The sequence below is a fragment of the Halomonas sp. SCS19 genome, assembly GCF_040147015.1.
Lineage (GTDB): Bacteria > Pseudomonadota > Gammaproteobacteria > Pseudomonadales > Halomonadaceae > Halomonas > Halomonas litopenaei.
Window position 1 is genome coordinate 4,271,230 of the sequence record NZ_JAMSHN010000001.1, and the last position, 24,899, is coordinate 4,296,128.

Sequence of the window (24,899 nt, forward strand, 5' to 3'; positions counted from 1 at the left end):
TTTCAGCGATGTCTTCAACTACGTCGGTTCAAGACCCTTGGTTGAAGACGTGTGCCAGGCGGTTTACGCCTCGCGCTTGCCGTCCACCAGGCGGCTGACGTTCAGCGGGTTGCCATCCTTGAGCGCCTGCGGCAGCAGGGCGTCCGGCAGGTTCTGATAGCACACCGGGCGCAGGAAGCGGTGGATGGCGGCGCTGCCGACCGAGGTGGTGCGCGAGTCAGAGGTGGCCGGATAGGGGCCACCGTGGACCATGGCGTGGCACACCTCGACCCCGGTGGGCCAGCCATTGGCCATCACCCGACCGGCACGCCGCTCGAGGATCGGCAGCAGGCCACGGGCCGAGTCGATGTCGCCGTCGTCCATCTGCAGGGTCGCGGTCAGCTGGCCCTCGAGCCCTTCGGCCAGTGCCTTGACCTCGTCCAGGTCAGCACACTCGACCACCAGCGAGGTCGAACCGAACACCTCGGCCTGCAGCGCCTCATCATTGAGGAAGTCGCTGGCCTTGGCCACGAACAGGCCGGCCTGGCACTGGTTGGGGCCGTCGCCCTGGGGGCCGCGCGCCACTTCACGGGCCTTGTCGCTGCCACCCAGGGTGTTGACGCCCTGGGTGTAGGCGTCGTGGATGCCCGGCGTCAGCATGGTCTGTGCGCCGGCACCCTTGACCGCTTCGGCGGCGGCCTCGACGAAGCCGTCGAGCGCCTCGCCCTTGACCGCGATCACCAGCCCCGGGTTGGTGCAGAACTGACCGGCCCCCATGGTCAGCGAGCCGACGAAGGCCTCGCCCAGCTCCTTGCCACGGGCCTTGAGCGCCTCGGGCAGCAGGAACACCGGATTGATCGAGCTCATTTCGGCGTACACCGGGATCGGCTCGGGACGCGCCTGGGCGGTCTTCATCAGGGCGGTGCCACCGCTGCGCGAGCCGGTGAAGCCCACCGCCTTGATCCGCGCGTCGCTGACCAGGCCCTGGCCGACCTCGCGACCGGAACCGAACAGCAGCGAGAACACGCCTTCCGGCAGTTCACAGCGGGCCACCGCCTTCTGCAGCGCGCGGCCGACCAGCTCCGAGGTGCCGGGGTGGGCCGAGTGGGCCTTGACCACGACCGGACAGCCGGCGGCCAGGGCGGAGGCGGTGTCGCCACCGGCCACCGAGAACGCCAGCGGGAAGTTGGAGGCGCCGAACACCGCCACCGGACCCAGCGCGATATGGCGCTGGCGCAGGTCGACCCGCGGCATCGGTTCACGGTCCGGCAGGGCCGGATCGTGCCGCACGTCGAGCCATTCGCCGGCGCGCACCACCGAGGCGAACAGGCGCAGCTGGCCGCAGGTACGGCCGCGCTCGCCCTGCAGACGTGCCTGGGGCAGGCCGGACTCCTGCATGGCGCGCTCGATCAGGGCATCACCGAGCGCCTCGATCTCGTCGGCGATGGTCTCGAGAAAGGTCGCACGGGCCTCGAGGCCAGTCTCGCGGTAGCTATCGAAGGCCGCCCAGGCCAGTTCGCAGGCGCGCTCGACCTCGGCCTTGGAACCTGCCTTGTAGCCAGGCTCGAGGGTCTCACCGGTGGCCGGATTGACGGCGTGGATGGGCTCGCCCTTGGCCTCGACGGCCTGGCTGCCGATCAGCTGCTTTCCTTCCAGAGTCATGTTGGCTCCTTTTCGCTTGCGGGGATGGGGTTGTCGGTTTGCTGTCTGGTACCAGTGTCAACGCCGGCTCGACCTGCGTTCAATGCTCGTGTCGTCATTGTTCGGGACAGTCGAAGCCTGTCTCCGGTCGATTACATCGGCGTGACGCTGGTCTGTTCTTCGTCCTCGGTGGGCGGCGCCAGCGGATTACGCAGTGGACGCCCGAAGGCCGGTAGCTCGATCTCGTAGCGCTCGCCCGGTTTGACACTGACACCGTCGGCGAAGCTCAGGGTGGCGGTGCCGAAAAAATGGACGTGGACGTCACCGGGCCGACGGAAACCTGGGTACTTGAAGTGGTGGTGCTCCAGGTTGGCGATGCTGTGCGCCATGTTGTCCTCGCCGGTCAAGAACGGCTTCTCCCACAGGGTCTCGCCGTCTCTGGTGATACGCGAAGTACCCTCCAGATGAGAGGGTAGTTCACCGATCAGCAGTTCGGGGCCGAAACTGCAGGCGCGAAGCTTCGAGTGGGCCAGCCACAGGTAGTTGTAGCGTTCGGTGATGTGATCCGAGAATTCGTTGCCGATGGCGAAGCCCAGCCGATGGGGGCGGCCCTGATCATCGATGAGGTAGAGCCCGGCGAGTTCCGGCTCTTCGCCTGCATCCTCGGCAAAGGATGGCCAGGGCAGCGGCGCCTCGGGGGCCACCACGCAGTCGCCATCCCCCTTGTAGAACCACTCGGGCTGGGCGCCCACCTGGCCTTCGGCGGGCTTGCCGCCCTCGACGCCGAGCCTGAACATGCGCATGGAATCGGTCAGCTGGGCGTCGTCGGTTTCGGACGAGTCGGCGTGCATGGCGCTGCGGGTATCGGCGCTGCCCAGATGGGTCAGGCCGGTGCCGGTGACCAGGCAGTGCGCGGGATCCGGATGGGTCAGCGGCGGCAGTAGCTGACCGCTCGCGACCAGATCGGCGTAGTCGAGGGTCTCGTCACCGAGGCTTGCCTTGACCGTGGTCGCCAGGCCCTTGCCCTCGGCCAGCGCACGGCGTGCCAGGGTATAGGTGTCGGCGTCGGTCAGTCGCACACGGTCCGGTCCTTCGACCAGGGCGGCCCTGACGCTGCCCTGGTGGCGGCACTGGATGATGCGAAGGGTCTCGGGGGTGTCATGATGCATGGCAATATCCTTGCGTGACGTGGGCGCCTTGTCCCGGTTCACGGTTGGCCCCAGAGGCATCTTACGCCTCTGGGGTGGTGTATGGTCAACATACAAAGGTATGGGTTGACGTTATGGAAAGGTGGCTTTGCTGGCGTCTAGCCTGGCGCCTGGTCCCGGAGAGGGGCCGATTCGCGTCATTGCACCAGCCACATGGCCATCTCGGGCCACACCAGCAGCGCCGCGAGTACACATAGCTGCAGGGCGATAAAGGGCAGCACCGCGACGAAGATGTCCTTGAGGCTGATCTCCGGTGGCGCCACGCCCTTCAGGTAGAAGGCCGCGGGTCCGAACGGCGGCGACAGGAAGGACACCTGCATGTTCACCGCGAACAGGATGCCGAACCAGATCGGGCTGTAGCCCAGCTGCACGATGATCGGCACGAAGATCGGCAGGGTCAGCATGGCCACCCCGATCCAGTCGAGGAACATGCCAAGCACGATCAGGATCGCCATCATCACCAGAATGATCACGATGGGCGAGACGTCCAGATCCATGATCATGCCGGAGATGAAGCGGTTGCCGCCCATCAGGTTGTAGACCCCGACCAGGGCGGCGGCACCGATGCCGATCCAGATGATCATGCCGCAGGTCACCAGGGTCTGGGACAGGCTCTGGTGCATCATCGAGAACGAGAACTCGCCCCGGGCCAGCACCGCCAGCAGCACGCCGAACACGCCCATGGCCGCCGCCTCGGTGACCGAGGCCACGCCACCGTAGATCGAGCCCAGCACCATGAAGGCGATCAGCGCCGGCACGATGATCGAGCGCAGCGCGGCACCCTTGGAGGCGAAGCCGGCGTTGCGGTCCTCCTCGCTCATCGGCGGGCCCATGGCGGGGTTGCGCAGGCAGCGCACCAGCACATAACCGATGTAGGACAGCATCAGGATCACCGCCGGGGTGATCGCCGCGGTAAACAGGTCGGCGATGGAGACGCTGGCGATCAGGCCGTAGATGATCAGCACGATGGACGGCGGCATCATGGTACCGAGCGCCCCGCCGGCGCAGACCACGCCGATCGACAGGTGCTTGTCGTAGCCGAGGCGGAGCATCTGCGGCAGCGCCAGGATGCCGAGCAGCACGATCTCGCCGCCGATGATGCCGGACAGCGCGGCCAGGAAGAACGCCACCACCACGGTCTGCACGGCGACGCCCCCAGGCAGTCGCCCGGCGAACACCCGCATGGCGTTGAACAGATCCTTGGCGATGCCCGATCGGTCGAGCAGCGAGGCCATCAGCACGAACATCGGCACCGCCACCAGCGAGTACTCGGTGACGAAGCCGTAGACCCGGCTGGTCACCAGCGGCAGGGCGTTGGGGCCAAACCAGCCGAAGGTAAAGGCCAGCGCCACCAGGCCGGTGATAAAGGCCAGCGGCAGGCCGGTGACCAGCAGCGCGAAGATGGCGCCGACCAGCAGCAGGGTTCCGTCTGCGATGCTCATCAGTCAGCGCCTCCTTCGGGTGCATCGGGGGCGGGCTTGCCCTTGATCGACTGGATCAGGTGAATCAGCGCCTGGACGCACATGATCGCCACCGCGGCGAGGATCATGCCCTTGACCAAGGCGGGGAACGGCGGGTTCCAGGAGGTGCCGGAGCGCTCCAGCTGCCACTCGCCGAGGGGGTTGTGGGAGGCGCCGTAGAACATCACCCAGGCGGCGTAGGTCATGCCCAGGCAGAAGCCGAAGGTGACCAGGTCATTGAAGCGGTCGAGCCACAGCCGGAACCTCGGGCCCACGGCGTCATAGAGCACCTTGACCCGGATATGGCGGTTGGAGGCCAGCGCGGCCGGGCCGCCGAGACAGAAGCTGACCGCCACCAGCATGACCACGGTCTCGTGGACCCAGGAGGTGGGCGCGCCGAAGCCGTAGCGCATGATCACCTCATAGACGCTGATGGCCATGGCGATAAACACCAGCCAGGCGGCGAACTGGGCCACCCGGACCACGCCACGGTCGAACCGGCTGCGCACCACATCGGGGGCACGCTCGGGCGTCCTGTCCGCCGACGGGTCGGGGTTCGGGCCGTGAGAAGGCTCGGGTGAAGGATCATGCGAAGGCTCGTGCGAAGGCTCTTGTGACGGATCAGGCGGCCGCCCGGCGCCGTCATGTGGCGATCCGGCGGGGGTGTTGTGGGAGGAGGGAGGCGTCATGGTTGCTCCAGGCCGCTGGCGGCGTTGGTCAACAGGTTGAAGGTCACGACCACGGGTGCGGTCAGCAAGTCGTCACGGAGCTGCCCCCCGGTGTCAGCAGGCTGGACCGGGGGGCAGGGCCCCCATCGGGGGCAGGACGGCTGGCGATGCTTACAGTTGGCCGCGGGCGGTCAGGAAGCCGGTGGCGGCGTCGTAGACCTTCTGGGTCATCTCGTTCTTGCCGGCCCACTCCTGCCATTCCTGTTCAGCCGCCTGACGGAAGGCCTTGCGTTCTTCGTCGGGCAGGTCGAACGGGTGAACCTCCGGGTCCGCCTGGAGACGGGCAAGCGCTTCGATGTCCTGGGCCTTGAGTCGGGCGATCAGGTCGTAGGCCATGGCGTCGAAGGCGGTCTCGAGGGTGGTCTGAAGGTCTTCGGGCAGGCCGTCCCAGATATCCTTGTTCACCGATACCGCGATCATCGGCATGGAGTGGAAGCCCGGGTACAGCGGGTAGGGCGCAAAGGCGTGGAGGCCCTGGGCGTCGTTGTTCGACAGCACCGTGGAGTCGGCGGCGTCGATCACGCCCTTCTCAAGGCCGGTGTAGACCTCGGAGCCGGGCAGGTTGACCGGCGTGGCGCCGATGCGCTCGAAGATGTTGTAGACCATGCCCTGGGGCGCACGAATCTTGAGTCCCTCGAAGTCTTCCAGCGACTCGATGGCCACCGTGGACGGGATCGACTCCAGCGGGAAGGTCGCCGCCGCCACCAGATGGGCGCCGTAGGGCTCCACCAGCTCGTTGTAGAGATCCTCGCCGCCGGCGTTGTTCATGAACTCGAGGAAGTCATAGGGGTCGTTCCAGGCGCCCACCAGGTTGCCGAGCATGCCGAAGGCCGGGTTCTGGCCGGAGAAGTAGCTGGGGTCGGTCATATGGCCCTGCAGGATGCCGGAACTCACCGCCTGCAGGGTTTCGGTGGGACCTACCACCGAGTTGATCGGCAACACCTCGATGGCCACACGGCCATCGGTCATGGTCTCGATGCGCTCGGCCCACTCCTGCTTGATCTTGAAGCTCGGCTCGCCGGCGGTCTCGGAGGCCTGGAAGGTCCACTCGTATTCAGCGGCCTGGGCACTGGCGGCAGCAGTGATGGCGATGGATGCCGCACCGATGGAGGCGGCAAGACGGGAAAGCCTGGGGATAGCTCGCATGGTCGATCTCCCTGATGAGAGCGTGATCGTTATTGGTGTGGCGGCAAGTCTTGACCGAGTTGCGAGTATGTTCAACATATACTTTCGTATGTGTGTACTTTGTGGCGCCCGCGACGTAGGCTTGCCCAGGACCCGACGAGCGGGTCGGTATTCTCCATGACGTCAAAGGCCAGCGATTGGCCCGAGACAGCAGGCAGACCGGTTGCCGCTCGCCCCGTGACAGAGTTGAAGGAGCCAGGCAATGGCCGATAGTGATCAGGATTCCCCAAGCGTGGGTGTCGAGGCAGCAAGCGACGAAGCGGCGACCGAAGTGCCCCAGAAGGCACGCTTTCGTAGCGCCGAGTGGTTCGGCAGTGCGGACAAGAACGGCTTCATGTACCGCAGCTGGATGAAGAATCAGGGGATTCCTGACCACGAATTCGATGGCCGCCCGATCATCGGTATCTGCAACACCTTCTCCGAGCTCACGCCGTGCAACGCCCACTTCCGCAAGCTGGCCGAGCACGTCAAGAAGGGCGTGCTGGAGGCGGGCGGCTACCCGGTGGAGTTCCCGGTGTTCTCCAACGGCGAATCCAATCTGCGTCCCACCGCCATGTTCACCCGCAACCTGGCGAGCATGGACGTGGAAGAGGCCATTCGCGGCAATCCGCTGGACGGCGTGGTGTTATTGACCGGCTGCGACAAGACCACTCCGGCGCTGTTGATGGGGGCGGCCAGTTGCGACATCCCGGCCATCGTGGTCACCGGCGGGCCGATGCTCAACGGCAAGCACAAGGGCCGGGATATCGGCTCCGGCACCGTGGTCTGGCAGCTGTCCGAGGAGGTCAAGGCAGGCAAGATCTCGATCCACGACTTCATGGCCGCAGAGGCCGGCATGTCACGCTCCGCCGGCACCTGCAACACCATGGGCACGGCCTCCACCATGGCCTGCATGGCGGAATCGCTGGGCGTTTCACTGCCCCACAATGCGGCGATTCCTGCGGTGGACTCGCGCCGCTATGTGCTGGCACACCTGTCGGGCAATCGCATCGTCGACATGGTCAAGGAGGACCTGCGGTTGTCTCGGGTCTTGACCCGGGAGGCCTTCGAGAATGCCATTCGCACCAACGCCGCCATCGGTGGCTCGACCAATGCGGTGATCCACCTCAAGGCGATCGCCGGACGCATGGGCGTCGAGCTCGAGCTCGATGACTGGAACCGGGTAGGGCGCGGCACCCCGACCATCGTCGACCTGCAGCCGTCAGGGCGCTTTCTGATGGAGGAGTTCTACTACGCCGGCGGGCTTCCGGCGGTGCTGCGGCGCCTCGGTGAGGCAGACCGCCTGCCCCACAAGGAGGCGCTGACGGTCAACGGCCAGACCCTGTGGGACAACGTCAAGGATGCGCCGCTCTACAACGATCAGGTGATTCGTGAGCTGGACAACCCGCTGGTGGACGACGGTGGCATGTGCGTGCTGCGCGGCAACCTGGCGCCTAAGGGCGCGGTGCTCAAGCCCTCGGCGGCCAGCCCCGAGCTGATGCGTCACCGTGGTCGCGCGGTGGTGTTCGAGAACTTCGACGACTACAAGGCGCGGATCAATGACCCGGATCTGGAGGTCGATGCCGACAGCGTGCTGGTGATGAAGCACTGCGGTCCCAAGGGCTACCACGGCATGGCCGAGGTAGGCAACATGGGCCTGCCGGCGAAGCTCCTGGCCCAGGGCGTGACCGACATGGTGCGGATCTCGGACGCTCGCATGAGTGGTACCGCCTATGGCACCGTGGTCCTGCATGTGGCGCCGGAGGCGGCGGCCGGCGGTCCCCTGGCGGCGGTAGAGAACGGCGACTGGATCGAGCTGGATGCCTACGACGGGCGCCTGCATCTGGACGTCGACGAGGCCGAGCTCGAGCGGCGCCTGTCCGCCAGCGATCCCACCGAGGCGTCGCGCCGTATCGCCTCCAGCGGTGGCTACCGTCAGCTCTACATCGAGCACGTGCTGCAGGCCGATGAAGGCTGCGACTTCGACTTTCTGGTGGGCTGTCGTGGCGCGGACGTTCCGCGACACTCCCACTGAGCGCCCCGACCTTCGCACCCAATGGCAGACCGTTGCCGCTCGCATGCCGGCGGCAACCGCAGGAGAACACCATGACCCAGCGCCCCCGCCTTACTCCCGACCAGCTGCGTTCCCGCTGGTGGTTCGACAACCCCGACCACCCGGGCACCACCGCGCTGTGCATCGAGCGCTACCTCAACTACGGGGTGACCCTCGATGAGCTGACCTCGGGCAAGCCGATCATCGGCATCGCCCAGTCCGGTTCCGACCTGACCCCCTGCAATCGTCACCACATCGAGCTGGTCAAGCGGGTCAAGGATGGCATTCGCGCCGCCGGCGGGGTGCCCTTCGAGTTCCCCCTGCATCCGATCCACGAGAACGTGCGCCGGCCCACCGCAGCACTGGACCGCAACCTGGCCTACCTGGGCCTGGTGGAAGTGCTGCACGGCTACCCGCTGGACGGCGTGGTGCTGACCACCGGCTGTGACAAGACCACCCCGGCCTGTTTGATGGCGGCGGCGACGGTCAACATTCCGGCCATCGTGCTGTCCGGCGGCCCCATGCTCAACGGCTGGCGGGGCAACGAGCGGGTCGGCTCCGGCACCATCATCTGGGAGCTGAGAAAGCGTCTGGCCGCCGGCGACATCGACTACGCCGAGTTTCTTGCCCGGGCCAGCGACTCGGCGCCTTCGGTGGGCCACTGCAACACCATGGGCACCGCCTCCACCATGAATTCCATGGCCGAGGCGCTGGGCATGAGCCTGCCGGGGTCGGCGATGATTCCCGGGCCCTACAAGGAACGCGCGATGGTCGCCTACGACACCGGCGAGCGCGCGGTCGAGATGGTGTGGCAGGACCTGCGTCCGCTCGACATCCTGACGCGCGAGGCGTTCGAGAACGCGGTGGTGGTGTGTTCGGCGCTGGGTGGATCGTCCAATGCGCCGATTCACGTCAACGCCATCGCCCGCCATGCAGGCGTTGCGCTCGACAACGACGACTGGCAGCGGCTGGGCCACCGGATTCCGCTGCTGGCCAACGTGATGCCGGCCGGTGCCTATCTGGGCGAGGAGTTCCATCGTGCCGGCGGGGTGCCGGCGGTACAGCACGAGCTGCTCGAGCGCGGACTGCTGCACGGCGACGTCACCGGCGTCGACGGTCGTCGCCTGGCCGACAGCATCGCGGGCCGCGAGACCCTGGACGAGGAGGTCATTCGACGCTTCGACAATCCGCTGGTCGAACACGCCGGCTTCCTGAACCTCAAGGGCAACCTGTTCGACTCGGCGCTGATGAAGACCAGCGTGATCTCACCGGACTTCCGCCGGCGTTTTCTCGAGAACCCCGACGACCCGGAGGCCTTCGAGGGCCGGGTGGTGGTGTTCGACGGCTCCGAGGACTACCACGCCCGCATCGACGATCCCGAACTCGGCATCGACGCCAGCACCATCCTGATCATGCGAGGGGCGGGGCCGGTGGGCCACCCTGGCGGTGCCGAGGTGGTCAACATGCAACCGCCGGAGGCGCTGATTCGCCAGGGGATCGAGTCGCTGCCGTGTCTGGGCGACGGACGCCAGTCGGGGACGTCGGGGTCGCCCTCGATCCTCAACGCCTCGCCGGAAGCCGCCACCGGCGGGCCGCTGGCGCTGGTCCAGACCGGCGATCGACTACGCGTGGATCTGGGACGCTGCGAGGTCCGCCTGCTGGTGGACGATGACGAAATCACCCAGCGTCGACAGCGTCTCGACGCCCAGGGCGGCTATCCCTATCCGGCCCACCAGACGCCGTGGCAGGAGATCCAGCGCACCCTGATCGAACCACTGGATCGCGGCATGACCCTGCGCGGCGCCGACGCCTACCGTGACGTGGCGCGCCAGAGTCCGCCCAGGGACAATCACTGAACGACGCACGTCAACCCGTGCTGATCCCCCCAGCCAGCCCGCCCCCGTCGTTGACGGGGGCGGGCTGTTTTGTCGGTGGGTGCCCGGGCAAGTTGACGGGCAGGGTGTCGGATCAGGTTCGTTCGTCATGCCGGCGCAAGGCTCGCCTGACCCAGCGCTCCAGGGTCGAGATCAAGCCCAGCGGCGGAGAGCATGGCAGCACGATCTCGGGTAGCCGAGTCGAACGTCTGCGTCTGCGATCATGCTGGTGCAGGGGAGGATCAAAAGGGCGCATGGTCTACCTCCAGAGTGTGGTTCAACCACCGTCTGCACGGGGTGGCCAGTTCGCAACGTTGGCGCGCGGGCAGGCGGTGAGACGTCGTCGCTGTTCGCGCTCGCAGGAAGCGCATGGCGCACCTCCTTGCGTCCTTTCCCGATCAGTATCGGGATGTCTGCCAGCATGGTCGTCCTCTCTGGTTCATTCCAGCGAAAGTCTCTACACTTTATTTTCAGATAAATTGAAAATAGTAGTGACATGCACAGCGACCATTTGAGCGCACGTCCGTTGCCGCTGCTGGATCTCGACATCGTCCGCAACTTCGTTGCCATCGTGGAACATGGCAGCTTTTCCCGTGCGGCAAAACAGGTGCATCGCACACCCTCTGCCCTGAGCATGCAGGTCAAGACCCTCGAGGCGACTCTCGAACAGCGGCTGCTGCTGCGCCATGCGCGTCGAGTGGTGCCGACGCCCGAGGGCGAAAAGCTTTTGGGCTATGCCCGGCGTCTGTTGCAGCTCAACCACGAGACGGTCTCCCAGTTTCTGCAGGCGCCGCTGCAGGGCGGCGTTCGCCTGGGCACCTCTGACGACGTCGGGACCCGGGTACTGCCGTGGGTGCTTTCGCGGTTTGCGCGGAGCTTTCCCGAGGTCCAGGTGGACGTGACCGTGGCACCGAGCGAGGATCTGGTGGCGCGGCTGGACGCTGGCGAGGTCGACGTGGCGCTGATCACCGCCGGCACGCAAGGCCTGGCTGGCGCCCGGGGTGAGGTGGTCCACCGGGAAGCGCTGGCATGGGTCGGACGCGGAGGAGGGGCGGCGCACCAGCGGCGACCGCTGCCGCTGGCGGTGGCCAACGCCGGCTGTGCCTGGCGAAAGCTTGCCCTGTCGGCGCTGGATGGGGCCAATGTCGACTATCGCATCGCCTACGTCAGCGAGAACTGCGCCGGCCATCTGGCGATACTCGACGCCGACCTGGCGGTGTCCGCCTTGCCTCGCAGCCTGGTGGAGCCGCCACTGGTCACCCTGGCAGAGCCCGAAGGGCTGCCGCCCCTGGGGCACTATCAACTGGTGCTGTTGCGAACACCAGGGGCAACCGCTGCGGTCGACGCCCTGGCCGAAGAAGTGGCCTCGGCGTTCAAGCAGTGGTCAAGCTCCGGCGCCCACCGCCCCGGCCTCCTGGGTGGCTGAAATCCCTGGTCCGGCGGCAGACCGTCTGGCCTGGCCCTGGCCCTGGCCCTGGCCCTGGCACCTGCTCTTGCCCTTGTTCTTGCGATAAGCTGGCGGCCTTTCGTCGGCCCGCCTGACGGTGGCGTGCGTCGACGGGAGGAAGGCAAGAGAGGGGGGAGAGGAAAGAGAGGAAAGAGAGCCAAGAGAGGCAGGAAAGAAGACGGGGGCGCTGATGGAGATGGAAGAGATGGATGAGGGGAAAAGTTGGAGGAGAGGGGAGAGATGGAGCAGATGAAAGCGAAGCCGTTTCGACTGGGCGTGGCCGGCGCCGGCAAGATCGTCCGAGACCAGCATGTGGACGCCATCCGTGCCACCGAAGGACTTGAGCTGGTGGCGTCGGCGGACCCTCATTCGCGCCTGGAGGGCGTGGCGTCCTACGCCAGTCTCGAGGAGATGCTCGACGCCGCGCCGGATATCGACGCCGTGGCGATCTGCACCCCTGCCCATCTGCGCCACAGGCTCGCCAGTCATGCGCTGGCCCGTGGCAAGGCGGTGCTGCTGGAAAAGCCGCCGGGTGCCACCCTGGCCGAGGTGCAGGACCTCAAGGCACAGGCCGAAAAGGCGGGACTTACGCTGTTCGCCGCCTGGCACTCGCGCTTTGCCCCGGGCATCGCCGCGGCCGCTGACTGGCTCGCTGGACGCCGGGTCGAGGGCGTCGATATTCGCTGGCACGAGGACGTGCGGGTGTGGCATCCAGGCCAGGCCTGGCTGTGGGAAGCCGGCGGCATGGGGGTGTTCGATCCGGGCATCAACGCCCTGTCCATCGTTACCGCACTGCTGCCCGATCCGTTCTTCTTGAAGCGGGCCAATCTGGTGGTGCCCGCCAACGCCCAGACACCCATCGCGGCGACGCTTGAATGGCGTACCGCCGATGGCGTCCTGCTGAGCGGTGACTTCGACTTCCGTCACGAGGACCCGCCGTGCTGGGAGATGACCTTCGTCACCGATGGGGGAAGCTTGACCCTGGAGGCGGGGGGCGCCCGCCTGATCGTCGATGGAAAGACGCTGATCGATGAGCCGGAGCGCGAATACCAGGGCGTCTACGCGCACTTCCACAGCTTGCTCGAGACTGGCCACAGCGATATGGACATCACGCCGCTGCAGCAGGTGGCCGACGCCCTGATGCTGGGGCATCGTCAGGCCACCGAGGCCTTCGTCGACGATGATGGCAGCGCGTGAACACGACACTTCGCGTCGATCTCTCGATGACCCACGACGTCGTCGCTCAATTGGTGTGAGCTGAACCTTTCAGAAACAGCGGGTTATTCGTCAGTGGCGAATTCGTCGTGGCGAGCCAGCAGCTGGCACAGTACCTGGGCGGCAGCGCCGCGGGCGGCGGTCGCGAGGCTGTCGTCGAGGATGCGCACCGGAATCGGCGGCGCCTGTGGCAGCAGATGGTTCTGATGACGAGTGAAGAACGCAAGCGCCGGGTCCAGCAGCAGTGCGCCCAGCTTCACCAGCGAGCCACCGATGACGATGCGCTCTGGATTCAGGGTGAGGTGGAGATTGAGCAGCAGCAGGCCCAGGGCTTCCCCTGCCTGGTTGAGGGTCTCGGCCACCAGGTCGGGGTCGCGGTGATGCTTGATGCCTTCGCTCAAGGAGGCGCCGGCCTCGATACCCAGGGCATCACGCAGGGCCCAGCCACTGACCAGGGTCTCGGCGCAGCCGTGGTTGCCGCAGTGACACGGCTTGCCCCCCGGCGCCAGGAGTGTGTGGCCGATCTCGCCGGCCAGCCCATGCACGCCGCGAATCACCCGGGGCGGCGTGCCTTGCACTACCAGCCCGCTGCCGATCCCGGTAGCCGCGCTGACGTACAACAGTGACGACGGCGTCGCGGCCTCCTGGCCGCTGGACGGGCTGCAATAGAGCTCGCCAAAGGCCGCTGCCTTGGCCTCGTTGTCCATGCACCAGAATCGTCTCGAATCATCGTCGAGTTCCGGCAGGCGCTGCCTGAGCATCTCGAGCAGCGGGACGTCTCGCCAGCCCAGGTTGGGCGCCAGGCTAAGCCGCGACTGCTCCGGCGACGTCGGCCCCGGCACCGCCAGTCCCACACCGAGCAGTGTCCTGTGTGAAAGCGCCGTCCGGATAAGCTCGCGCACCATGGGCACGATCTGATCCAGGGTATCGTCTGGCCGGGTCGGCACCGCGGCCTGGTGTCGCTGGGCCAGGATCTGGCCATGAAAGTTGATGGCCAGCACGTGCAGGCCATGGACCCCGATCTCGATGCCCAGGATGGCATGGCTGTCGGGATTGAGGGACAGCGCCCGTCCGGGGCGGCCGCTACCCCCACGCAGCAGATCGCCTTCGACCAGCCAGCCCTGGTCCAGCAGCGTCTGTACGGCGGCGCCGACGGTTACCTTGGTCAGGGCGGTGCGCTGGGCAAGCTCGGCACGGGTCAGCCCGGGTTGGCGGCGCAGCCACTCCAGCAGAGAGGCGCGGTTGCGTGACTTGAGCGCACCGAGGTCGCCGGCGGTGGAAGAGGCGGTCATGAACGAAAGTCTCCGACCCTGTCAGGGATGGGGAAGGTCGCGTCGAGTGTATCAAGGCGGGCGACGGGCCGCAGCGCCGGACTTTAGGGCTTGTCTGAAAAGTGCCTGCGCTCGGTAATACGGCGTTAAAAATCGGATCAAAATGCTCATTTACACCCCGTAAACTGCGCTTTCTCACCGATTTTTGCCTTGTCTAACCTTCGCTCGTCGACTTTTCGGACAGCGCCTAGCGCCGTACAGTAGCGCCCGACTGCAGCGCCCGACTGCATCGCCCGACTGCATCTCCCGGCTACATCGGCCGAACAAGGATCCTGAGTGAATCCGTGCGACGCCTGTGCCGCTTTTCAGAAGAGCACTGGATTTCAGAAGAGCACCGGGCGCCATCAAGCACCTTTCCGCTGGGAGGCTTCTGTTCGACATAAGTGCAATGGCACATGGCGTCCGACTCGACAAGACTGTGCACTTAGTTAGGACTAATTACTAACGAGATATTAGTAAAGAGAAGTAAAAAACATCTCTCGTCGAACGAACGGATCTCGCCAGACGAAAGGCTTCGCCAATCGAAAGACTTCGCCAATCGAAAGACTTCGCCGATCGAAAGGCGAAAGCGGTGACGCGCGCCGCCTCCAACAGGCCAAGCCGATACGTCGACGAGCGCAGGCGCTTCCAGGCAAGTCCTGGATGGCTTAGGTACAACCCCTACAACAGCAACGGGAGTCACGCTGACATGACGAAGGAATCTCGAGCGCCGGTGGCGCTTTATCCAGGCCTTGCGGACAGGCGGGTGGTCATCACCGGTGGCGGCTCGGGAATCGGAGAGGGGCTGGTGGAGGCGTTTGTCGAGCAGGGCGCCGAAGTGCACTTTCTCGACCTCGCCGAGGCGCCATCCCAGGCGCTGGTAGCGCGTCTGACCGAGCAGGGTGCCGGCAGCGATCGGCTGCAATTCCATCACTGTGACCTGACCGATCTAGCGCGTCTCGACGAGGTGCTGAGCGCGATCGGTGATGTCGATGTGCTGGTCAACAACGCGGCCAATGACGATCGCCATCGTCTGGCGGACATCACCCCGGCCTATTTCGACGAACGCATCGCCGTGAACCTCCGCCACCTGGTGTTCGCCACCCAGGCGGTGGCGCCGGGCATGGCCAGGCGTGGCGGCGGTGCGGTGATCAACCTCGGTTCGATCAGCTGGCACTTGGGCCAGGCAGGCCTGGCGCTCTACGAGACGGCCAAGGCCGGTATCGAGGGGCTGACCCGGGCGCTGGCCCAGGAACTGGGTGAACAGGGCATCCGGGTCAACTGCGTGATCCCCGGCAACATCAAGACTCCACGCCAGTCCCGCTGGTACAGCGCCGAACAGGAGGCCCAGATCGTCGCCGAACAGAAGCTTAAGGTGCGCCTCGAGCCTCATCACGTCGCGGCGATGGTGGTGTTTCTCGCCTCCGACGCGGCCAGCGGCTGTACCGCGCACAACCACTGGGTGGACGCCGGCTGGCTGTGACCCAGCTTTTTTCCATCGCGATATCACAACAACAAGGAGTTCAGCATGCCTATCGTATCCTCACCGGCGGACGCCGCCTCGCTAAAGCGACAACGCTATGTGTTCGCCATCTGCTGTATCGCCGCCATCGGCGGTTTTCTGTTCGGCTTTGACAGCGGCGTGATCAACGGCACCGTCGATGGTCTGCAGACGGCCTTCGACTCCGACAGCGTCGGCACCGGCTTCAACGTGGCCTCGATGCTGCTGGGCTGCGCCATCGGTGCCTTCTTCGCCGGCCGCCTGGCCGATCGCTACGGCCGTCGTGCGCTGCTGATCGTGTCGGCGGTGTTCTTTCTGGTCAGCGCCTGGGGCTCCGGGGTGGCGACCGGCTCGCTGGAGTTCGTGATCTACCGGGTGCTCGGCGGCATGGCGGTGGGCGCGGCCAGCGTGATGACGCCGGCCTACATCAGCGAGGTGGCGCCGGCCGAGCGGCGCGGACGGCTGGCCACGATCCAGCAGGTGGCGATCATCTCGGGGCTGTTTATCGCCTTCGTCAGCAACTATGTGCTGGCCAAGATCGCCGGCGCCTCCACCGCCAGTCTGTGGTTCGGCTTCGACGCCTGGCGCTGGATGTTCTGGATCGAGATGCTGCCGGCGGCGATCTTTCTGCTGGCACTGCTGGGTATCCCGGAGAGCCCGCGTTTCTTGATCAGTCGCGGACGCGACGACAAGGCGACACGGGTGCTGGTCACCCTGCTCGGCGAGCAGGCGGGGCAGGCCAAGGTCGCCGAGATCAAGGCGTCGCTGAACGCCGACCATGTGCCGAGCCTCAGGGACCTGATCAACGCCACCAGTGGCAAGGTGCACGGCATCGTCTGGGTCGGTATCGGGCTGGCGGTGTTCCAGCAGCTGGTCGGGATCAACGTGGTGTTCTACTACGGTGCGGTGCTGTGGCAGGCGGTGGGCTTCTCCGAGGGTGATGCCCTGCTGATCAACGTGATCAGCGGTGCGGTGTCGATCGGCGCCTGTCTGATCGCCATCGCGCTGATCGACCGCATCGGTCGCAAGCCGCTCTTGTGGGCAGGTTCAGTGGGTATGGCGCTGACCCTGTGCCTGTTGGCCTACGCCTTCTCCACCGCCAGCATGGTCGACGGAAAGCTGGCCTTGGCCGGTGACATGGGGGTGCTGGCGCTGCTGGCGGCCAACGCCTATGTGCTGTTCTTCAATGTGTCCTGGGGGCCGGTGATGTGGGTGATGCTCGGTGAGATGTTCCCCAACCAGGTGCGCGGTTCGGGACTGGCGGTCTCGGGGCTGTTCCAGTGGCTGGCCAACTTCGCCATCACCATGACCTTCCCGATCATGCTGGCGGGAATCGGCCTTGCCGGGGCCTACGGTGTCTACGCCTTCTTCGCGGCCTGCTCGGTGGTGTTCGTGATGAAGTGGGTCAAGGAGACCCGTGGACGGGAGCTTGAGCAGATGGCCTACGAGTAACCCATGCGTTCGGGTTGGGCAGCAGGCGGGTTGCCCATGGTGAACGGGGCTGTCGTCCTGCATCTTAGGTGCCACGCCTGCTGATGGTGGGACCCCGGCGAGATCAAGGCGCCGGGGTCTTGTCGTCTCCAGTGGCCTCGGCGATGCCACGCTGGACGCGATGGTACAGCGAGACCAGCATCAGCACCGCCATCAGCCAGAATACCGCTGCGATAAACCAGCCTGCCGCCAGGCCCACCGCCACCACCAGGGCGAGTATGCCGATGACCAGGGCGCGATCGCTCTTGCCCATGGGGCCGTCGTAGCGTCGGGTCGCCCCGACAAGGGGGCCCATGACGCCGGCGTACTCGACGATGATCGCCAGCACCATGGCGATAAGGACGGCGCCGGGGCCTGTATCGGGCAGCAGCGCGAAGGGGACGAACAGGGCGGCGTCCGAGACCACGTCGCACAGCTCGTTGAGGTAGCCGCCCAGGGCCGTCTGCTGGCCGTGTTCACGGGCGAGCATGCCGTCGATGGCGTTGAGCGCCATGCGTAGGGGGAGCCACAGTGCGATCAGTACGAACCAGAGCTGCGTCTGCACGTTGAGGCCAACCACTGCCGCCACCAGCAGTGACAGCACGGCGGCCAATAGGGTGACCTGATTGGCGCTGACGCCACGCTGGTGAAGGCGGCCCACCAAGGGACGCAGCAGGGCTTGAAAACGAGGCTTGAAATCATACACGGAGGCCATGTCAAAGATCCTTTTTGACGGGCTAGGCGAGGGGGACGGGGCTGGCGGGTGCGTGGGCTGCGCCAGGCCGCCAGCATAGCATGGCGGCTCCCACAGGGCCTTGACTAGCCGGTAGGAGGCAACTCCAGGTCGCTGCCGAGCACCGAGTCGCCGGGCTTGATGCCCAGGGCATCGGCGGTACCGGCGAGCACCGCCTGGGCGGCGCGAAAGGCGTCCTGGGGACGCCGCGTGCGTATCGCCTCCATCAGCTCGCGGTGACGCTCGAGGCTGTCCTCGGGGTCGCTGGCGCTTTCGTTGGAGGTCTCGATCAGCAGGTAGATCGAGGGGCGCAGGATATGCGAGAGCTGGGACCAGACGATATTGCGGGTGGCCTTGAAGATGGCCACATGGAAGGCGATGTCGTGATCGCTGTGCAAGCGCTTGGCGTCGCCCTCGGCGGCGTTCATGGCGCTTTCCATGCCCTCGAAGGCCTCCTCGATGGCGACCAGATCGCGGGCCGTCGCGCGGCGGGCTGCGGTCATCGCCACGTAGGGCTCGACGTCGAGGCGGAAGCTCAGGATCTCGCGCTGGATCTCGGGATTGGGAGCCGCGTAGCGGGTCATCCAGTCGGTGACCGACGGGTCGAGGATGTTCCAGGCCTCGACCTCGCGCACCTTGGAGCCGTGGCCGGAAATGCGTTCGATGATGCCCACGTCCACCAGCTGGCGCAGGTCGCTCCTGACCGCCGAACGGTTCAGCGCAAACTGTTCGGCCAGGTCGACCTCCTTGGGCACGAAGTCGCCGGGGCGATAGCGTCCGCCGAAGATGGCCTCGGCCAGGTAGTCGGCCACGCTGGGGCGTTTGCTGTTGCTGCGAGATGGGACGGCCACTGACTTGCTCCTGGCGAATGCAGTGACGATGCTAGCGAATGTGCAACATAGTGACAATGCGCCTTAGTGACAACGCGGCACAGCGACAACGGGGCATAGCGACAATAGGGCACAGTGGCAGCGCTGATGGGCTCGCGGGCAGGCAAGTCCAGAGCGGGGCGAGCCTCCTTAGAAGCCACTCTCGCGGATCACCACCGAAGCGAGCCAGGTAGTGAACTGGCCGACCAGGCTCTGACGCTCGGCGTCGATGTGCAATTGGCCAGCGGCCTGCCTGCCGCCTGTCCAGGGGCTGTCCAGGCGGGCTTCGATCGCGATCAGCGCGCGTTCAAGACGCAACTTGCCGCGCTCCTCCGGGTCCTCGTAGGTGGACAACGGGCCGCCGTGACGTGCCGCCAGCAGGGTGTGACTCAGGTGCTCGGCGCGGGTGGCACCGATGCTGGTGACGTGTCCGGCCAGTGGTCGGGTGTGCCCTTCCACCAGAAAGCGCACCCGAGCGCCAGGACTCAGGCGGTGGACCTCGTCCTGAGGCACGTAGGCATCGATGACCCAGGTCGAGGGGTCCACCAGTACGCCCAGCGGCTCTCGGGTCGCGACCCATTGCCCCGGCGTCTGTTGTCGATCGAAGCGCTGCCATTCGCCGGCGAAGGGGGCGTTGATGACCAGTCGCTGCTGCTCCCGCCGGGCGGCCTGGCGTCCACTTTCGCTGACGCGGTGTAGCGCCAGGGTAGCGCTGTCGCGATTACGCCCATCGTCGGCGTCGAGCAGCCCCGCGAGTTCGGCCTCCAGCAGGTCGAGCTCGTTTTCCTGGGCCAGCTCGCGACGTCGGATATCCGGCTCGCTCAGCCGCACCAGGGCCGCCTCTCGCTCGACCCGCCCGGAGGCGGCGATGGTCTCCAGGCGTGCGGGAAACGGCGAGTACAGGGTCAGCTCGCGCTCGGCGTGGAGCACGCCAGGCCCGCTGACGCGGGTCTGCAGGGGCAGGCAGGCCAGCAACAGCAGGGTGCCGAGGGCCAACAGCCAGGCCAGGCGAAAGCGCCCGGGGACGGCGCGGCGATGGGACCACCAGTGCTGCAGTTCTCGGGTGACGGGCATCAGGATGAACCAGGCAATTTCCACGGCGAACAGGACGATGCCCAGCGCCTTGAAGAACAGATGATAGACGGCCAGGGCGATGCCGAGGAACAGCACCAGCCGATACAGCCAGGTGGCGAAGGCGAACAGCACCAGCGAACGTCGCTGGTGACGGGGGAAGGGTTCCGGCCAGGCCTCGTCGAGCCCCAGCAGTCGCCGGCGCAGCCACACGCGGGCCTGGGCGCCGGCGCGCTCGTGCAGGTTGGGGAAGTCGAGCAGATCGGTCAGCACGAAGTAGCCGTCGAAGCGCATGAAGGGACTTGCGTTGATCGCCAGGCTCAGCACCCAGCTGGTGGTGGCCAGATACAGAAGTGCCGAGTTGACGGCGCCCGGCTCGGTCAGCACCCAGCCGAGGGTCGCCAGGCCTGCCAGGCCAAGCTCCACCAGCATGCCCGCCGACGAGATCGCCAACCGCGATCGGCTGCGCCTGAGTTTCCAGCTCTCGCCGGTGTCGGTGTAGAGCATCGGCCACAGCACGATAAAGGCGACCCCCATATGCGCCACCTTTACCCCCAGCCGGGTCGCCACCAGGGCATGGCCGAGCTCGTGGCAGGCCTTGGCGACCACCAGTGCACAGGCGAAGCTGAGCATGCCCGACATCGAGAAGGCGTCCATCACCGCGTGGGTAAAGTGGTCCCAGCGGCGCACCACCAGCACCAGCCCGAGCAGTCCGAGCAACAGCACCGCCGTGACCATGCCACGGCTGAACAGCCAGGGCAGGGCGCGCACCACGGCGCCAAGAAAGCGCTGCGGGCGCACCAGCGGCAGGCGAAAGAACAGATAGTGATGCAGCCACCAGGACAGCTTGCGCCAGGCGGCGCCTGTGGCGGCCTCGCGGGCCAATCGGTCGGTAGCGTCGGGCCCGGCCCGCAAGAGACGGTGATGCTCGAGAAAGTCGACCAGTTCCAGCACCTGCTCGAGCGACGGCTGCATCGGCGTCTGGGCGGCGATCTCGTCGCGAATCCGCGCGGGGCTCGCCCCCCAGCGCGCCAGACACTCGAACTCGAGCCAGCCGATCCGGTAGAAGCGATTGGTCACCGGGTCCTGGATCGACCACTGGGGCTCGCCATGGCGATCACGACCTGCATCCACCAGCACCAGGTCCTCGCGCAGCGGTGGCGGCGGACGATCCGCCCGTTCATCGACGCCGGCGGTGTGATGGTCCATCGTCGCGGTAAAGGGACTGGCGTTGGCTTCCGTGGGTGAGGCAGCCGCACTATGGGAAGCCCCCGGGCCATGGCGTGCGGGTGTCGCTGAGGCCATGGCTACCACCCCGTCCAGGCGCGCAGGGCCGACAGCGGCCGGCGCAGCAGGTAGTAGCCGAGACTGACCTCTTCGCCGTAGACCTTGGCGGTGCCGTGCAGCCCCAGGCGTACCTGGTTCGCTGTCGAGTCGGTCTGGGTATCGGTCCCCTGGTCGAGGCTCTGTCCGGCGCTGTCTTTCACCTCGGTCGGCGCAAGCTCGGCCAGCAGGCGATAGGCGGCGACGCCATCTGCGTCGGTCGAGGCTTCGTAGCTGGTCTGGGTGAGGCGCGCACCGATCGGTTCCAGCGGCCGGGCGCTGAGGAACACCTTGACCTCGGCCCCGGGTGCCAGGGTGATGGCATCGGCGGCGGCCAGCTGGATCTCCACCGCCGGCTGATCGGGGTCGGCCAGGCGCAGGATGCGCTCGCCGGTGGCGACGGGGCGTCCTTCCCAGTCGTCGGGGTCGCTGTAGACCGCGACTCCCGTCGTCGGAGCCGTCACCAGGGTGCGTTCGAGCCTCGCCTCCAGTGCCTCCAGCTCGGCCAGGCGCTGTGCCTGCTGGCGCCTCAGGCGACTTATGTCGGCGAGCCGTGAGCGGTCGTCGAAGGCCAGGTTGCCGGCGGCGTCGAGCTCGGCGCTGGCCACCTCGAGCTGACGCCTGAGTACCTCGGCGCGGCCTTCGAGTTCGCTACGATCCAGGCGAAACAGGGGGGTGCCGGCCTCGACGCGTGAGTTGGGTTCCACCAGCATCTCGGCCACCACACCGTCCAGCGGGCTGGTGATGGCGGCGCTGTCCAGCGACACGATCTCGGCCGGGGCCAGGGCCGACTGGCTCACCGGCAGGAACATCGCGGCGATCACTGCAACCAATAACAGCCAGCCGAGCCGACGACGCGGTAGCTGCCAGGCGCGTCGGCGTGGCGCCAGGGCCTGCCAGCAGTAGCGCCAGGTGGCGGCCAGGCCACCGAGCTGCTGGCGCAGCGCCTGGGGCGGTGGCTGCTCGAGCAGAAACAGCGCCCAGGCATGGTCGGTGGTCGACTTTCGGTCGACGTCGGCGCCGCCGGGACCCAGCGGCACCAGCCACAGCACCTCTGGCCACCACTGGGCCCAGCCCTCGGCCAGGTCATCGGGGAGTTCCAGTTGATCGCGCAGCAGCAGCCTGGGGCCATCGACGTCGTGTTGATCGAGTAGCCAGGCGCTGAGCCTTTCCACCCAGTTGACGAAGGGGGTGCGCTCGGTGGGCGTGGCCAGCCCCGAGACACAGCGCAGCCTGAGCGCGCCCCGGGCACGGCCCTCCAGTACCAGGGCCTGACGAAAGCGCAGCAGCGGATAGGGGTCGTTGGCGATGGAGAAGGCCAGGGTGGTGCGTGAGTCGGCGTCCAGCGCGCGATCTCGCAGGGCCAGGCTCAATGACGCCAGCGACGCCGGGCGTGGGTGTTCGCTGGCGCTCATGGCGTGCCTTCGTCGCTGTCCTCTGTGGTGGGCGATTCGGCCACCAGGGTGGCACGCCCGGTCATGCCGGGCATCAGCTCGTCATGGGCCTGGTCGAGGCGTGCCTCGAGCTCGACGGTCTGGGCCACCGCATCGATGCGGGCACTCACCGCGCTGAGCGTGGCGGCGTAGCGCTTGCCGGTCTCGCTGACGTCAAGACTGACTGGCTGGCCTTCACCGAGTTCGGCCAGGTGCGCCGAGGGGGCATTGAGCCGGACCTTGAGAGGGCCATCACCGACCAGATCGACGATCGGCGTACCGGCGGCCATGGTCTGGAACGGCTTGACGTGAACCGCGGCGATGCGCCCGGCGAAGGGCGCCTTCAAGGTACAGCGATCGCGCTGGACGGCGGCAAGGTTCAAGGCGCTCTGGGCCTTGTCGACCTCCGCCCGGGCCAGCGCCACCTCGAGATCGCCCACCGCGTCCAGGCGGCGCAGGCGGTCCTTGGCCTGGCTGTTGAGCCGGGCCACGCCGAGTTCGGTATTGGCCACGTTGACCCGGGCCTGCTCGATTCGGCAGTCGAAGCGGGCCAGCACATCGCCCTCGGCCACCGTAGCACCCAGCGACACGGCCAGCTCGTCCAGGGTGCCTTCCATGCGGCTGGACAGGGTCGCCTCCTGCTGCGGGGCCAGCAGGGCGCGCATGGTCAGCTCGCTCCGGTTCTCCTGTATCGGCTGCTGGATCGATTGCTGTGTCGATTGAGGTGCCGACTGCTGGGCCGATGCCAGCGCCGAAAGCCCGAGCAGGGGCAGGGCGAGGCCGAGGAGCATCCCGGCCGAGCGCGTACGAAGACGACTAGACGGCATCGGTTCCCCCCTTATCGGCGCCCGTCCCAGGCTGCGGGCGACGCGGCTCCAGGGTGGGCCCGCCGGCTGGCGCCGGTGGCTGGCCCGGGTGAGGCGCAATGATGCCCTGGCGCTCGTGGGTGGTCATGATCCGCTCGATCTCGCCGGCCAGGGTCTGTACATCGTGCTGGGCGACGGTCTCGGGCAGCACGTCCAGGCCAACCGAGTTGAACAACCGGCCCCAGGCGGCCTGGGCGCGGGAGTAGGCCGCCTCGCGCTGGTACTGGGACAGCAGATAGCGGCTCTCGGCGCGAATCACCTCAAGCTCCGAGCCGATGGAAGAGGAGGCCGCGGCCTTGGCGTAGGCCAGCAGGTCCTCGTCCACCTCGAGGCTCTCGTCGCTGTACTCGAGCTCCTCGCGGGCCAGGTGGTAGCGCAGGGCGCCCACCCGAACCTGGGTCAGTACCGCCATGGACAGGGCGGTACGGCGCAGGTCGTCGGCGTCACCCTGGGTGTCCTGGGCTTCGTTCAGATCGGGATAGGACAACAGCTTCAACAGGTTCAGGGACACGTTGACGCCGGTCTCGGTCCAGTCGTTGTTGTACAGGTAGTCGTTGGAGTCGTACTCGATGCCCGCGCTGACTGTGACGTTGGGCCACAGCCTGAGCTTGGCGGCTTCCAGGTCGTTCTGGTTGACCCGCTTGCGGTACCACTCCTCCATGATCTCCGGGCGGTGCTGCAGCGCCAGCTGTTCCAGGCGCTCGATATCGCTGACGTCCGGGGGAAGATCCGGTTCCGGTTCGTCGGCCAGGATCAGGCGGGTACCGGGGGGCAGCGACATCAGTGCGGCCAGTTCGGTCTTGGCCAGCTCCAGATCCTGGCGGCGCGCGGTCAGCAGGGTGGTGGAGTCGAGCAGGGCGCGCTGGTAGGCCAGTACCTCCTGGCGTGGCAGCAATCCCTGGCGCTGGGCCTCACGGGCGGCGTCCAGCGCTACCTCGGTGCGCGCCAGCAGTACATTGAGGCGAGGAATCAGGCGTTGGGCGGCGAGTGCGCGCCAGTAGGCGTTGCGCACGTCGCGCAGCACGTTCTGGGCGACCTTGCGCCGACGTTCCTCGGCCATCAGCATCTGGTCGGCCTTCTGCTGGTTCTCGTAGTAGGCCAGGCCGAAGTCGAGCAGGCTCCAGGACAGGCCAAGGCCCGCGGTGGAACGGTAGCGCTGCTCCGAGGTGGAAGGACGCAGGCTTTCCTCGCCGTCCTCGATACCGATGGAGGTGCCGCCGGAGTCGTTGCTGCGATCGCTGTAGCCGGCCTCGGCGACGATGCGTGGCAGCAGTTCATGGCGCGAGACGTCACGCAGGTTCGAGGCCAGGGCGCTTTCCATCAGCTTCAGGCGATAGTCGAGGTTGTACTTGAGTGCCCGGGCGGCGGCCTCGTAGAAGGTGACCGGCTGATTGAGCGGCTCCTGCAGGCGATACATCTGGGCCTGGTCGCTGATCGCCCGCTGACGGATCTCGGTGGCGGCGAAGGGCTGGGGCTCGAGGCTGGAGCAGGCACTCAGGGTCAGGCCGGCGGTGACCGCCAGCGTGGTGAGCGGTAGTCGATGCATGCGGTGTC

General features: G+C 66.7%; 18 protein-coding genes. 6 read left to right on the forward strand and 12 right to left on the reverse strand.

Annotation, left to right across the window (positions count from 1 at the left end; all coding sequences use genetic code 11):
* Positions 1 to 63: 63 nt before the first annotated feature.
* The 5 genes from NFH97_RS18595 to NFH97_RS18615 form a co-directional block, all read right to left on the reverse strand.
* Complete coding sequence (locus tag NFH97_RS18595) at positions 64 to 1,641, reverse strand: aldehyde dehydrogenase (NADP(+)) (protein ID WP_349622673.1); 1,578 nt, start codon at positions 1,639 to 1,641, stop codon at positions 64 to 66.
* 131 nt (positions 1,642 to 1,772) lie between these two features.
* A complete protein-coding gene (gene araD1 / locus NFH97_RS18600) occupies positions 1,773 to 2,789 on the reverse strand; it encodes an AraD1 family protein (RefSeq protein ID WP_349625337.1) in 1,017 nt (338 codons plus the stop codon).
* Positions 2,790 to 2,965: 176 nt separating this feature from the next.
* Positions 2,966 to 4,270 (reverse strand): TRAP transporter large permease, encoded by a 1,305-nt coding sequence (locus NFH97_RS18605; protein WP_349625338.1) that lies wholly within the window; start codon positions 4,268 to 4,270, stop codon positions 2,966 to 2,968.
* On the reverse strand, positions 4,270 to 4,977 hold the full coding sequence (locus tag NFH97_RS18610) for a TRAP transporter small permease subunit (RefSeq protein WP_222516728.1): 708 nt from the start codon (positions 4,975 to 4,977) through the stop codon (positions 4,270 to 4,272). Before NFH97_RS18610 ends, NFH97_RS18605 begins: the two co-directional genes overlap by 1 nt.
* Positions 4,978 to 5,127: 150 nt before the next feature.
* A complete protein-coding gene (locus NFH97_RS18615) occupies positions 5,128 to 6,162 on the reverse strand; it encodes a TRAP transporter substrate-binding protein (protein ID WP_108133327.1) in 1,035 nt (344 codons plus the stop codon).
* A 241-nt stretch (positions 6,163 to 6,403) separates the two neighbouring features.
* Here NFH97_RS18615 and NFH97_RS18620 point away from each other — a divergent pair, with 241 nt between their 5' ends.
* From NFH97_RS18620 to NFH97_RS18635, 4 genes are all read left to right on the forward strand, one after another.
* Positions 6,404 to 8,215: an IlvD/Edd family dehydratase gene (locus NFH97_RS18620; protein ID WP_253029530.1), complete on the forward strand. Its 1,812-nt coding sequence runs from the start codon at positions 6,404 to 6,406 to the stop codon at positions 8,213 to 8,215.
* Positions 8,216 to 8,286: 71 nt separating this feature from the next.
* Positions 8,287 to 10,089: an IlvD/Edd family dehydratase gene (locus tag NFH97_RS18625; protein ID WP_349625339.1), complete on the forward strand. Its 1,803-nt coding sequence runs from the start codon at positions 8,287 to 8,289 to the stop codon at positions 10,087 to 10,089.
* Between the two features lie 514 nt (positions 10,090 to 10,603).
* A complete protein-coding gene (locus NFH97_RS18630) occupies positions 10,604 to 11,533 on the forward strand; it encodes a LysR substrate-binding domain-containing protein (protein ID WP_222516730.1) in 930 nt (309 codons plus the stop codon).
* A 261-nt stretch (positions 11,534 to 11,794) separates the two neighbouring features.
* Positions 11,795 to 12,751 (forward strand): Gfo/Idh/MocA family protein, encoded by a 957-nt coding sequence (locus NFH97_RS18635; RefSeq protein ID WP_349625340.1) that lies wholly within the window; start codon positions 11,795 to 11,797, stop codon positions 12,749 to 12,751.
* An 83-nt stretch (positions 12,752 to 12,834) separates the two neighbouring features.
* On the opposite strand, the gene NFH97_RS18640 is transcribed toward NFH97_RS18635, so the two are convergent.
* Positions 12,835 to 14,061, reverse strand: a complete 1,227-nt coding sequence (locus NFH97_RS18640; protein ID WP_349625341.1) for an ROK family protein — start codon at positions 14,059 to 14,061, stop codon at positions 12,835 to 12,837.
* Between the two features lie 727 nt (positions 14,062 to 14,788).
* Here NFH97_RS18640 and xylB point away from each other — a divergent pair.
* Entirely contained in the window at positions 14,789 to 15,562 is a 774-nt protein-coding gene (gene xylB / locus NFH97_RS18645) for a D-xylose 1-dehydrogenase (protein WP_349625342.1), read from the forward strand.
* A 45-nt stretch (positions 15,563 to 15,607) separates the two neighbouring features.
* Positions 15,608 to 17,032, forward strand: a complete 1,425-nt coding sequence (locus NFH97_RS18650; RefSeq protein ID WP_045994536.1) for a sugar porter family MFS transporter — start codon at positions 15,608 to 15,610, stop codon at positions 17,030 to 17,032.
* Positions 17,033 to 17,135: 103 nt separating this feature from the next.
* Here NFH97_RS18650 and NFH97_RS18655 read toward each other — a convergent pair whose 3' ends face one another.
* From NFH97_RS18655 to NFH97_RS18680, 6 genes are all read right to left on the reverse strand, one after another.
* On the reverse strand, positions 17,136 to 17,765 hold the full coding sequence (locus NFH97_RS18655) for a CDP-alcohol phosphatidyltransferase family protein (RefSeq protein WP_213228006.1): 630 nt from the start codon (positions 17,763 to 17,765) through the stop codon (positions 17,136 to 17,138).
* Positions 17,766 to 17,869: 104 nt separating this feature from the next.
* Positions 17,870 to 18,634 carry a FadR/GntR family transcriptional regulator gene (locus NFH97_RS18660; protein WP_231498686.1) on the reverse strand — a complete coding sequence of 255 codons (765 nt, stop codon included), beginning with the start codon at positions 18,632 to 18,634 and terminating at the stop codon, positions 17,870 to 17,872.
* Positions 18,635 to 18,802: 168 nt separating this feature from the next.
* The gene (locus tag NFH97_RS18665; RefSeq protein ID WP_349625343.1) at positions 18,803 to 21,028 is read right to left on the reverse strand and encodes a site-2 protease family protein; all 2,226 of its coding nucleotides are present in this window, start codon (positions 21,026 to 21,028) and stop codon (positions 18,803 to 18,805) included.
* Between the two features lie 2 nt (positions 21,029 to 21,030).
* Positions 21,031 to 22,461: an efflux RND transporter periplasmic adaptor subunit gene (locus NFH97_RS18670; RefSeq protein WP_349625344.1), complete on the reverse strand. Its 1,431-nt coding sequence runs from the start codon at positions 22,459 to 22,461 to the stop codon at positions 21,031 to 21,033.
* Positions 22,458 to 23,306, reverse strand: a complete 849-nt coding sequence (locus NFH97_RS18675; protein ID WP_349625345.1) for an efflux RND transporter periplasmic adaptor subunit — start codon at positions 23,304 to 23,306, stop codon at positions 22,458 to 22,460. Before NFH97_RS18675 ends, NFH97_RS18670 begins: the two co-directional genes overlap by 4 nt.
* Positions 23,296 to 24,891 carry a TolC family protein gene (locus NFH97_RS18680; protein WP_349625346.1) on the reverse strand — a complete coding sequence of 532 codons (1,596 nt, stop codon included), beginning with the start codon at positions 24,889 to 24,891 and terminating at the stop codon, positions 23,296 to 23,298. Before NFH97_RS18680 ends, NFH97_RS18675 begins: the two co-directional genes overlap by 11 nt.
* Between the last annotated feature and the right edge of the window lie 8 nt (positions 24,892 to 24,899).

Excerpts from the sequence above, each read along its gene's own strand:
- NFH97_RS18595 (WP_349622673.1), bottom strand. The coding sequence starts at position 1,641 with ATGACTCTGGAAGGAAAGCAGCTGATCGGCAGCCAGGCCGTCGAGGCC.
- araD1 (WP_349625337.1), bottom strand. The coding sequence starts at position 2,789 with ATGCATCATGACACCCCCGAGACCCTTCGCATCATCCAGTGCCGCCAC.
- NFH97_RS18605 (WP_349625338.1), bottom strand. The coding sequence starts at position 4,270 with ATGAGCATCGCAGACGGAACCCTGCTGCTGGTCGGCGCCATCTTCGCG.
- NFH97_RS18610 (WP_222516728.1), bottom strand. The coding sequence starts at position 4,977 with ATGACGCCTCCCTCCTCCCACAACACCCCCGCCGGATCGCCACATGAC.
- NFH97_RS18615 (WP_108133327.1), bottom strand. The coding sequence starts at position 6,162 with ATGCGAGCTATCCCCAGGCTTTCCCGTCTTGCCGCCTCCATCGGTGCG.
- NFH97_RS18620 (WP_253029530.1), top strand. The coding sequence starts at position 6,404 with ATGGCCGATAGTGATCAGGATTCCCCAAGCGTGGGTGTCGAGGCAGCA.
- NFH97_RS18625 (WP_349625339.1), top strand. The coding sequence starts at position 8,287 with ATGACCCAGCGCCCCCGCCTTACTCCCGACCAGCTGCGTTCCCGCTGG.
- NFH97_RS18630 (WP_222516730.1), top strand. The coding sequence starts at position 10,604 with ATGCACAGCGACCATTTGAGCGCACGTCCGTTGCCGCTGCTGGATCTC.
- NFH97_RS18635 (WP_349625340.1), top strand. The coding sequence starts at position 11,795 with ATGGAGCAGATGAAAGCGAAGCCGTTTCGACTGGGCGTGGCCGGCGCC.
- NFH97_RS18640 (WP_349625341.1), bottom strand. The coding sequence starts at position 14,061 with ATGACCGCCTCTTCCACCGCCGGCGACCTCGGTGCGCTCAAGTCACGC.
- xylB (WP_349625342.1), top strand. The coding sequence starts at position 14,789 with ATGACGAAGGAATCTCGAGCGCCGGTGGCGCTTTATCCAGGCCTTGCG.
- NFH97_RS18650 (WP_045994536.1), top strand. The coding sequence starts at position 15,608 with ATGCCTATCGTATCCTCACCGGCGGACGCCGCCTCGCTAAAGCGACAA.
- NFH97_RS18655 (WP_213228006.1), bottom strand. The coding sequence starts at position 17,765 with ATGGCCTCCGTGTATGATTTCAAGCCTCGTTTTCAAGCCCTGCTGCGT.
- NFH97_RS18665 (WP_349625343.1), bottom strand. The coding sequence starts at position 21,028 with ATGGCCTCAGCGACACCCGCACGCCATGGCCCGGGGGCTTCCCATAGT.
- NFH97_RS18670 (WP_349625344.1), bottom strand. The coding sequence starts at position 22,461 with ATGAGCGCCAGCGAACACCCACGCCCGGCGTCGCTGGCGTCATTGAGC.
- NFH97_RS18675 (WP_349625345.1), bottom strand. The coding sequence starts at position 23,306 with ATGCCGTCTAGTCGTCTTCGTACGCGCTCGGCCGGGATGCTCCTCGGC.
- NFH97_RS18680 (WP_349625346.1), bottom strand. The coding sequence starts at position 24,891 with ATGCATCGACTACCGCTCACCACGCTGGCGGTCACCGCCGGCCTGACC.